The organism is Variovorax sp. 01T439_2, assembly GCF_056398445.1.
Window position 1 is genome coordinate 1 of the sequence record NZ_JBFTPJ010000075.1, and the last position, 11,117, is coordinate 11,117.

6 protein-coding genes are annotated in these 11,117 nt (G+C 64.4%); all 6 read right to left on the bottom strand.

Translation table 11 applies throughout. The annotated features are described in order from the left end of the window. Positions 1 to 505: transcription antitermination factor NusB (locus AC1DOC_RS05825; protein ID WP_478129523.1), on the bottom strand; the 505-nt coding region annotated here is incomplete at its 3' end. Positions 506 to 646: 141 nt separating this feature from the next. Next, complete coding sequence (locus tag AC1DOC_RS05830; RefSeq protein ID WP_012745753.1) at positions 647 to 1,255, bottom strand: LemA family protein; 609 nt, start codon at positions 1,253 to 1,255, stop codon at positions 647 to 649. Between the two features lie 102 nt (positions 1,256 to 1,357). After that, positions 1,358 to 5,587, bottom strand: coding sequence for a DNA-directed RNA polymerase subunit beta' (rpoC, locus tag AC1DOC_RS05835; RefSeq protein ID WP_478129524.1), 4,230 nt, complete (start codon positions 5,585 to 5,587; stop codon positions 1,358 to 1,360). A gap of 21 nt (positions 5,588 to 5,608) precedes the next feature. Then, a complete protein-coding gene (rpoB, locus tag AC1DOC_RS05840) occupies positions 5,609 to 9,733 on the bottom strand; it encodes a DNA-directed RNA polymerase subunit beta (RefSeq protein ID WP_478129525.1) in 4,125 nt (1,374 codons plus the stop codon). 254 nt (positions 9,734 to 9,987) lie between these two features. After that, on the bottom strand, positions 9,988 to 10,365 hold the full coding sequence (gene rplL / locus AC1DOC_RS05845; protein WP_012745750.1) for a 50S ribosomal protein L7/L12: 378 nt from the start codon (positions 10,363 to 10,365) through the stop codon (positions 9,988 to 9,990). Between the two features lie 43 nt (positions 10,366 to 10,408). Continuing rightward, positions 10,409 to 10,942: a 50S ribosomal protein L10 gene (gene rplJ, locus AC1DOC_RS05850; protein WP_012745749.1), complete on the bottom strand. Its 534-nt coding sequence runs from the start codon at positions 10,940 to 10,942 to the stop codon at positions 10,409 to 10,411. Positions 10,943 to 11,117: the final 175 nt, after the last annotated feature.

Below are 11,117 nucleotides of genomic sequence, written 5' to 3' on the forward strand. Positions count from 1 at the left end.
GCGCGTTGTCGGCGGCAAGCACCCGCTGCCAATCGCGCGGATGGTCGCGCTTGAGCCGCTCGATCCACCAGCGCGGATGGTTCCACTGTGCGACCGGCTCATGGTCGGTGGCGGCCACGAGTTCGTCGCGCTCGCGCAGGAAGCGGCGCAGGCAGGCGTTGATGAAGCTCGCCTGGGCGCGCGTGGCGGGGTTGCGCTTTGCCGCCTCGACGGCCTGGTCAACCAGTGTGAAGGGCTCGTAGGGCGCGTGCTGCGCATCCCAGGCCAGCGCCAATGCGGTGCACAGGAGCGCGTCGGGCAACGGCGGCGGCGTGCGCTTGGCCAGGTGGCGGCGCAGGGCCTCGGCGCGGCCGAGCCAGCGCAGCACCTGGAAGCCGAGCGCCTGCACGCCGGGGCGCATGGCGGGCTCGACGGCTTCGAACGCGACGGTGCCCGAGCTGCCGGCACGAATCGACGCGAGCGCCGCTGCGGTCAGCTGCAGCTGGCGCCACAGCGGAGGTTGCATCGGCGGCGCGGTGCCGGCGGAATGATCGGAAGTTAGTTCTGACAAGTTGGGGCGATGGTAATGGGCGTCAACGGGCGCGCGGCTGGCGCGGCGCCCCGCGAGCGTACGGAGAAAAAATGCAACGCCGGCGTCTGGACAACTTCAAAGCAGCGGCGCGGCCGGACGCAAACGCACCATCCATGCCACCAGCAACGCAGGAAACTGGACGATGGCGGCGTTGTACTGCCCCACCGCCAGGTTGAACTGGCTGCGTGCGATTTCCGCGGCGGCCGAAGGCTCGGGCCAGGCCATGGGTTCCAGTGTGCCGGAGGCCGAACCGGCACCGGCGCCGGCCGGCAGCAGCGGCGCCGGCCGCGAGAGCGTTCCGTCCGCCTCGAAGACCGTCACCGCGTCCGGATGCTGGCGCTGCCAGGCCGTGATCAGCACCTGCAGCGCCGTGGCCAGCGCGGCCATGCCGCCGGGGTCGAGCGGATGCAGGCGGGTGGCGCCCAGCAGGGTCGCAAGCTGGTTGGTGGCGGCCTGCAGCGGCGCCACGGCCGACGAGTGGCTCGACGCGTCCTTTTCCGGCAGGGCGGCCGTGATGCTGGCCTGGACGAAGTCCAGCTGCTTCCGCAGGGCCGCGTCGAGCGTCGCATAGGCCTGGAGCACGGCCGCGCGCAGCCGCACGAGCCGGTTGTACGCGCCCACGAACCAGAACAGCAGCACGGCAATGACGATCCAGCCAACCATCGAATCGGGCAACACGCTCATCGGCAAAAATGCCTCGCAATAGACAACTCAAAGAAAAACGCCCCCCAACCAGGGGCGGTCGGGGGGCGTCGGATACCGGTCATGGCCGGTGATGCTAACCAGTTATTCGGACGCGGCGCCTTCGCTGGCGTCGGCCGTGGTGGAAACATCGCTGGTCGAACCGGCCAGTTCGGCGGCTTCGGATTCGGCGATGGCGCGGCGCTCGGCCTCGTCCATCTGATCCTTGGCCTTGCGCGCCTGGTGGTAGGCCATGCCGGTGCCCGCGGGGATCAGGCGGCCGACGATGACGTTTTCCTTCAGGCCGCGCAGCTCGTCGCGCTTGCCCATGATCGCGGCTTCGGTCAGCACGCGCGTCGTTTCCTGGAACGAAGCGGCAGAGATGAACGAGTCGGTCGACAGCGACGCCTTCGTGATACCCAGCAGCAGGTTGGTGAACGTCGCGGGGATCTTGCCTTCGGCGCGCAGGGCGTCGTTGGTGTTGAGCATTTCGCTGCGTTCGACCTGTTCGCCGGAGATGTAGCCGGTCTCGCCGATGTTGTCGACCACGACGCGGCGCAGCATCTGGCGAACGATCACCTCGATGTGCTTGTCGTTGATCTTCACACCCTGCAGGCGGTACACGTCCTGCACCTCGTCCACGATGTAGCGCGCGAGTTCTTCCGAACCCAGCAGGCGCAGGATGTCCTGCGGGTCCGCCGGGCCGTCGACCACGCTTTCGCCCTTGTTCACCACCTGGCCTTCGTGCACCAGGATGTTCTTTTCCTTCGGCACGAGGTCTTCCCAGACGGTGCCTTCGGGATCGGTGATCTGCAGGCGGATCTTGCCCTTGGTTTCCTTGCCGAACGACACGGTACCGGTCATCTCGGCCAGCATGCCCTTGTCCTTCGGCGAACGGGCTTCGAACAGCTCGGCAACGCGCGGCAGACCGCCGGTGATGTCGCGGGTCTTCTGGCCTTCGACCGGAATACGCGCCAGCACTTCGCCGGGGCCCACGTCCTGGCCGTCGCGGATCTGCACCAGGGCGCCGATCGGGAAGCCGATCGTCACCGAGTGGTCGGTGCCCGGGATCTTCACTTCGGCGCCGGAGGCGTCGATGAGCTTCACCTGCGGGCGCACGACCTTGGCAGCGCCGCGGCGCTTCGGATCGATCACGACCAGGGTCGACAGGCCGGTCACTTCGTCCACCTGCTTGGCGACGGTGAGGCCTTCTTCCACGTTCTCGAACTGCGTCTTGCCGGCGAATTCCGTGATGATCGGGCGCGTCAGCGGATCCCAGTTGGCGAGCACGTGGCCGGCCTTGATCTGCTGGTCGGCCTTGACCGCCAGGATCGCGCCGTACGGCACCTTGTGGCGTTCGCGCTCGCGGCCGTGCTCGTCATGGATGACGATCTCGCCCGAACGTGCAATCACCACCAGCTCGTTCTTGCTGTTGGTCACGTAGCGCATCGTGGCGTTGAAGCCGATCACGCCGTTGGACTTGGCTTCGACGCTCGAGGCCACCGCCGCACGCGATGCCGCACCACCGATGTGGAAGGTACGCATSGTGAGCTGCGTGCCGGGTTCGCCGATGGACTGCGCAGCGATCACACCGACGGCTTCGCCGATGTTGATCAGGCCGCCGCGGCCCAGGTCGCGGCCGTAGCAGGTCGCGCAGATGCCGAAGCGGGTTTCGCAGGTCAGCGCGGTACGCACCTTGACCTCGTCGACGCCTTGCGCCTCGAGCTCTTCGATGTTGTCCTCGTCGAACATCTCGCCGGCCTTCAGCAGCACCGAGCGGTTTTCCGGGTGCAGCACGTCGTCGGCCGCCGAGCGGCCGAGGATACGGTCGCGCAGCGATTCGATGACTTCACCGCCTTCGACGATGGCGCGCATCAGGTAGCCGCCGTGCGTGCCGCAGTCCTGCTCGGTCACGACCAGGTCTTGCGTCACGTCGACCAGGCGGCGGGTCAGGTAGCCCGAGTTCGCCGTCTTCAGCGCCGTGTCGGCCAGGCCCTTTCGGGCACCGTGGGTGGAGATGAAGTACTCCAGCACGTTCAGGCCTTCGCGGAAGTTCGCGGTGATGGGCGTCTCGATGATCGAGCCGTCCGGCTTGGCCATCAGGCCGCGCATGCCGGCCACCTGGCGGATCTGCGCTGCGGAACCGCGGGCGCCGGAGTCGGCCATCATGTAGATGGAGTTGAACGACTCCTGCTCCACTTCCTTGCCGTGGCGGTCGATGACCTTCTGCTTCGAGAGCTTGGCCATCATGACCTTCGACACTTCGTCGCCGGCCTTGCCCCAGATGTCCACCACCTTGTTGTAGCGTTCGCCGGAAGTCACGAGACCGGAGACGTACTGCTGCTCGATCTCCTTCACTTCCTTGGCCGAACGCTCGATGATGCCGTGCTTTTCAGCGGGCACCAGCATGTCGTCGATGGCGATCGAGATGCCGGCCTTGGTGGCCAGGCGGAAGCCGTTCTGCAGCAGCTTGTCGGCGAACACCACGGTCTCCTTGAGGCCGCACTTGCGGAACGAGACGTTGATGAGCTTGGAGATTTCCTTCTTCTTCAGCGCCTTGTTGATGTTCGAGAACGGCAGGCCCTTGGGCAGGATCTCGGACAGCAGGGCGCGGCCCACGGTGGTGTCCACCAGCGACGTGGAAGGCGTGAATTCGCCGGTTTCCTTGTCCTTGGTGTATTCCGTGATGCGCACTGCCACCTTGGCGGTGAGCTCGACTTCGTTGGCGTCCAGCGCGCGCTGCACTTCACCGATGTCGGAGAAGATCAGGCCCTCGCCCTTGCCGTTGATGCGGTCGCGGGTCGTGTAGTACAGACCCAGCACCACGTCCTGCGAAGGAACGATCGACGGTTCGCCCGAAGCCGGGAACAGCACGTTGTTGGAGGCCAGCATCAGCGTGCGGGCTTCCATCTGCGCTTCCACCGACAGCGGCACGTGGACGGCCATCTGGTCGCCGTCGAAGTCGGCGTTGAAGGCSSCRCARACCAGCGGGTGMAGCTGGATYGCCTTGCCTTCRAYMAGSWKCGGYTCGAACGCCTGGATGCCSAAACGGTGCAGSGTAGGYGCACGGTTCAGCATGACCGGGTGTTCCTTGATCACTTCTTCCAGGATGTCCCAGACCACCGGCGTGCCCGATTCGACTTCCTTCTTGGCAGCCTTGATCGTGGTCGCGATGCCCATGGCTTCCAGGCGCGAGAAGATGAAGGGCTTGAACAGCTCGAGCGCCATCAGCTTGGGCAGGCCGCACTGGTGCAGCTTGAGCGTCGGGCCCACCACGATGACCGAACGGCCCGAGTAGTCGACGCGCTTGCCCAGCAGGTTCTGGCGGAAGCGGCCGCTCTTGCCCTTGATCATGTCGGCGAGCGACTTCAGCGCGCGCTTGTTGGCGCCCGTCATGGCCTTGCCGCGACGGCCGTTGTCCAGCAGCGAGTCGACTGCTTCTTGCAGCATCCGCTTTTCATTGCGAGCAATGATTTCCGGAGCCTTGAGTTCCAGCAGGCGGCGCAGGCGCGAATTGCGGTTGATGACGCGGCGGTACAGGTCGTTCAGGTCGGAGGTCGCGAAGCGGCCGCCGTCCAGCGGCACCAGCGGACGCAGGTCCGGCGGCAGCACGGGCAGCACGTCGAGCACCATCCACTCGGGCTTGATGCCCGACTTGCGGAAGGCTTCCAGCACCTTCAGGCGCTTGGAGTTCTTCTTGACCTTGACTTCGGAGCCGGTCAGGTCGCCGCGCAGGCGTTCGATCTCGCTGTCGAGTTCGATGCCTTCGAGCAGGTCCTTGATGCCTTCGGCGCCCATCTTGGCGACGAACTCGTCGCCGTATTCCTTGCGCTTCGCGTCATAGTCGTCCTCGGACATGATGCCGAACTTCTTCAGCGGGGTCATGCCGGGGTCGGTGATCACGTAGGCTTCGAAGTACAGCACGCGTTCGATGTCGCGCAGCGTCATGTCGAGCACGAGGCCCAGGCGCGACGGCAGCGACTTCAGGAACCAGATGTGCGCGCAGGGCGCGGCCAGGTCGATGTGGCCCATGCGCTCGCGGCGCACCTTGGTCTGCGTGACTTCGACGCCGCACTTCTCGCAGATCACGCCGCGGTGCTTCAKGCGCTTGTACTTGCCGCACAGGCAYTCGTAGTCCTTGRTGGGGCCGAAGATCTTCGCGCAGAAGAGGCCGTCGCGCTCGGGCTTGAACGTGCGGTAGTTGATCGTCTCGGGCTTCTTCACCTCGCCGAAAGACCACGAACGGATCTTCTCGGGCGAAGCCATGCCGATCTTGATGGCATCGAAATGCTCATCGGGCGTGAATTGCTTGAACAGGTCGAGTAGCGATTTCATAAGACTCTTTCCCTTTTCAAATTAAGAACGCTCGAGCTCGATGTCGAGCCCCAGCGAACGAATTTCCTTGACCAGCACGTTGAACGATTCCGGCATGCCGGCTTCGATCGAGTGCTCGCCCTTGACGATGCTTTCGTACACCTTGGTACGGCCTTGCACGTCGTCGGACTTCACAGTCAGCATTTCCTGCAGCACGTAGGCGGCGCCGTAGGCTTCCAGCGCCCACACTTCCATTTCGCCGAAACGCTGGCCGCCGAACTGCGCCTTGCYGCCCAGCGGCTGCTGGGTGACGAGCGAGTACGGGCCGGTCGAACGGGCGTGCATCTTGTCGTCCACCAGGTGGTGCAGCTTCAGGAAGTGCATGTAGCCGACGGTGACCGGACGCTCGAACTGTTCGCCGGTGCGGCCGTCGTACAGGTAGGCCTGGGTGCGCGTCTCGGTCAGGCCCTTGAGCTTGGCGATGTCGTCCGGATAGGCGAGCTTCAGCATGCCGCGGATTTCCTCTTCCGAGGCGCCGTCGAACACCGGCGTGGCGAAGGTCGCACCGCTCTGCAGGTTGGCTGCCATGGCGAGCACGTCGGAGTCGCTCAGCTGGCTGAGGTCTTCCGGACGGCCCGAGCCGTTGTACAGCTGCTCCATGAACTTGCGCAGCTCGGCCACCTTGGCCTCCTGCTGCAGCAGGTCGCCGATGCGGTGGCCGATGCCCTTGCCGGCCCAGCCCAGGTGCACTTCGAGCACCTGGCCCACGTTCATCCGCGAGGGCACGCCCAGCGGATTCAGGCAGATGTCGCACGGCGTGCCGTCGGCCATGTGGGGCATGTCTTCGACCGGAACGATCTTCGACACCACACCCTTGTTGCCGTGGCGGCCGGCCATCTTGTCGCCGGGTTGCAGGCGGCGCTTGACGGCCAGGTAGACCTTGACCATCTTGAGCACGCCTGCGGGCAGCTCGTCGCCCTGCGTGAGCTTCTTGCGCTTTTCCTCGAACGCGAGGTCGAAGCTGTGGCGCGTCTGCTCCAGCGAGTTCTTGATCGACTCGAGCTGCGTGGCCACTTCGTCGTCCGCCGGGCGGATGTCGAACCAGTGGAACTTCTCGACCGACGACAGGTAGGCCTTGTCGAGCTTGGTGCCCTTGGCCAGCTTGTTCGGGCCGCCGTTGGCAACCTTGCCGGTCAGGAGCTTCTCGATACGGTCGAACGCGTCGGCTTCGACGATGCGAAGCTGGTCGTTCAGGTCGAGGCGGAAGCGCTTGAGCTCGTCGTCGATGATCTGCTGGGCGCGCTTGTCGCGCGTGATGCCYTCGCGGGTGAACACCTGCACGTCGATCACGGTGCCTTGCGAGCCCTGGTCCACGCGCAGCGAGGTGTCCTTCACGTCGGAAGCCTTCTCGCCGAAGATGGCGCGCAGCAGCTTCTCTTCAGGCGTCAGCGTGGTCTCGCCCTTCGGCGTGACCTTGCCCACCAGCGTGTCGCCCGGCTGCACTTCGGCACCCACGTAGATGATGCCGGATTCGTCCAGGCGGTTGAGCTGCTGCTCGGCCAGGTTCGGGATGTCGCGCGTGATTTCCTCGGCACCGAGCTTGGTGTCGCGGGCCATCACCACCAGCTCCTCGATGTGGATCGAGGTGTAGCGGTCTTCGGCGACGACGCGTTCCGAGATCAGGATCGAGTCTTCGAAGTTGTAGCCGTTCCASGGCATGAASGCGATCAGCATGTTCTGGCCSAGGGCCAGTTCRCCGAKGTCGGTCGATGCGCCGTCGGCCACCACGTCGCCCTTGGCGATCTTGTCGCCGCGCTTGACGATCGGGCGCTGGTGGATGTTGGTGTTCTGGTTCGAACGCTGATACTTGATCAGGTTGTAGATGTCCACACCGACTTCACCGGCTGCCGCTTCGGCGTCGTTCACGCGCACCACGATGCGGGTCGCGTCGACGTAGTCGACGATACCGCCGCGGGTGGCCGTGACCACGGTGCCGGAGTCGACCGCGGAGACGCGCTCGATACCGGTGCCGACCATCGGCTTCTCGGGGCGCAGCACCGGCACGGCCTGGCGCTGCATGTTGGCGCCCATCAGCGCGCGGTTCGCGTCGTCGTGCTCGAGGAAGGGCACGAGCGAGGCAGCCACCGACACGATCTGCGCGGGCGACACGTCCATGTACTGGATGCGCTCGGCACCGACCAGGATCGATTCGCCGGCTTCACGCGCGGAAACCAGGTCGCCGGTCAGCTTGCCTTCMTTGTCCAGGACCGCATTGGCCTGGGCGATGACGTACTTGCCTTCCTCGATGGCCGACAGGTAGTCGATCTCGTTGGTGACCTTGCTGTCGACCACGCGGCGGTACGGCGTCTCGATGAAGCCGTATTCGTTCAGGCGGGCGTACAGGGCCAGCGAGTTGATCAGGCCGATGTTCGGGCCTTCAGGCGTTTCGATCGGGCACACGCGGCCGTAGTGGGTGACGTGCACGTCGCGCACTTCGAAGCCGGCACGCTCGCGCGTCAGACCGCCCGGGCCAAGGGCCGACACGCGGCGCTTGTGGGTGATTTCGGACAGCGGATTCGTCTGGTCCATGAACTGCGACAGCTGCGAAGCACCGAAGAATTCCTTCAGCGCGGCCGAGATCGGCTTGCTGTTGATCAGGTCGTGCGGCATCAGCGGCTCTTGCTCGGCCTGGCCCAGACGTTCCTTCACGGCCTTCTCGATGCGGGCGAGGCCGGTGCGGTACTGGTTTTCGGCCAGTTCGCCGACGCAGCGCACGCGGCGGTTGCCCAGGTGGTCGATGTCGTCGACTTCGCCGTTGCCGTTGCGCAGGTCCACGAGGATCTTGACCACGGCCAGGATGTCTTCGTTGGTCAGCACCATCGGGCCGGTCGATTCGTCGCGGCCGACCTTGGCGTTGAACTTCATGCGGCCCACGCGCGACAGGTCGTACGTGTCCGGGTTGTAGAACAGGCGCTGGAACAGGGCCTGCACCGCGTCTTCCGTCGGCGGCTCGCCGGGGCGCATCATGCGGTAGATGGCCACGCGGGCGGCGAACTCGTCCACCGTCTCGTCGATGCGCAGGGTCTGCGAGATGTACGCGCCCTGGTCGAGTTCGTTGGTGTAGATCACCTGGATGTCCTGCACGCCGGCCGTGCGCAGCTTCTTCAGCAGTGCTTCGGTCAGTTCGTCATTGGCCTTGGCCAGGATCTCGCCGGAGTCGGCGTCGACGATGTTGCGGGCAATGACGCGGCCGACCAGGAAGTCTTCCGGCACGCTGATGTGCGTGGTGCCCGACTGCTCGAGCTCGCGCGTGTGGCGCGCGGTCACGCGCTTGTCCTTGGCGACCACGACCTTGCCCGACTTGTCGGTGATGTCGAAGCGCGCGACTTCGCCGCGCAGGCGCTCGGGAACGAATTCCATCTGCGCGCCGCTGTCCATCAGGCGGAAGTTGTCGTTCACGAAGAAGTTCGCGAGGATCGATTCCGGGTTCAGGCCGATGGCCTTCAGCAGGATCGTCACCGGCATCTTGCGGCGGCGGTCGACGCGGAAGTACAGCATGTCCTTCGGGTCGAACTCGAAGTCGAGCCACGAACCGCGGTAGGGAATCACGCGGGCCGAGAACAGCAGCTTGCCCGAGCTGTGCGTCTTGCCCTTGTCGTGTTCGAAGAACACGCCCGGCGAACGGTGCAGCTGCGAGACGATCACGCGCTCGGTGCCGTTGATGATGAACGAACCCTTGTCGGTCATGAGCGGCACTTCGCCCATGTAGACCTCTTGTTCCTTCACTTCCTTGACCACCTTCGACTGCGAGGTCGACGACTCGCGGTCATAGATGATGAGCTGGACCTTGGCGCGCACGGCCGAGGCGAAGGTCAGGCCGCGGGTCTGGCACTCGCGCACGTCGAAAGCCGGCTTCGCGAGGTTGTACTCGAGGAACTTCATCTCGACAAAACCGTTGTGCGAGACGATCGGGAAGGCAGCGTCGAACGCGGCCTGCAGGCCTTCGACGGTGCGCTGTTTGGGAGGAATGCCGGCTTGCAGGAACGCGGTGTACGCGTCTTTCTGCATCTGCAGCAAGTAGGGGATTTCTACGACGCTGTCGCGATTGCCGAAACTTTTTCGGATGCGCTTGCGTTCGGTGTAACTGTACGCGGACGATTGGGCCATGAGAGCTCCGGAGCTTGAGATCTTCAGCGACTTGTCAGCGGTGCCGGGCGAACGGCACCACTGCTTGGCGGCTGGCCACTACCAGCCGTTGGCGGACAGCGATGCGTTGCACATCGCCCGAACCAAGGGGTCTTCTGCAGTCGGGGTCAGAAGACACTCGAAAACCGTCTTTTTTCCGGTTTTCGGGTGCGCTCTGAAAGCGGCAAAGGCTGGAGGGCCTTTTCAGGCACCTCCAGCCCTCTGGCGGGTCTGAATTACTTCAGTTCCACCTTGGCGCCGGCGTCTTCCAGCTTCTTCTTGGCGGCTTCAGCGTCAGCCTTCGACAGGCCTTCCTTGACAGCCTTGGGAGCGGCTTCCACCAGGTCCTTGGCTTCCTTGAGGCCCAGGCCGGTGATTTCGCGCACGGCCTTGATCGCCGAAACCTTGTTCGCGCCTGCATCCATCAGCATGACGTTGAACTCGGTCTGCTCTTCGGCCACGGCAGCGGCAGCACCACCACCAGCGCCGGCGGGGGCAGCCATTGCAGCGGCGCTCACGCCGAACTTCTCTTCGATGGCTTTCACCAGGTCGTTGAGTTCCAGGACCGTCATGCTGTCGAGCGCGGTCAGAAATGCGTCTTTATCGAATGCCATTTTTGTTTCCTAACAATTGGGTTGAATATCTCAAACGCAAGGCTCAAGCAGCCTGCGCTTCTGCCGGTGCATCGGCGGGTGCAGCTTCGCCACCACCGCGCTTCTCGGCCAGCGCCGCGAGCACGCGGGCGGTACGAGAGATCGGGGATTGCATCAAGCCCAGCAATTGCGCCAGCAGCACTTCCTTGGAAGGGATGTTGGCCAGTTGCTTCACGCCGTTCACGTCCAGGGCCTTGCCGCCGAATGCGCCGCCGCGAATCACCAACTTGTCGTTGGTCTTCGCGAAATCGGCCACCACCTTGGCGGCGGCCACTGCGTCTTCGGAAAAGCCATAGATCAGCGGGCCGGTCATCTGGTCGCCAACGATCTCAAATGCGCTACCAGCCACAGCACGGCGTGCCAGCGTGTTCTTCAACACGCTGAGGGTCACACCCTTGCTGCGAGCTTCGCTGCGCAGTTTGGTCATATCGGCCACCGTGATGCCACGGTATTCCGCCATCACGAGCGTTTGAGCTTTAGCGGCGAGGCTGGTCACATCACTGATGACCGCTTCTTTCTCACTGCGATTCAGACTCAAGGTCTACTCCTTTTAATGCGACCTTCGGCCGGGGCCTCGGATCGCGCTTCATGCAGCGACCAACTGTCAGGAACAAAAATCAAATTCCTTGCAGTGGGGTCGCCATCTGCGCTGGATACCGGAAGGATCGATCCGGCGATTAAGTGCAGCGCCCTGCACACCAGCGGTCTTGGAT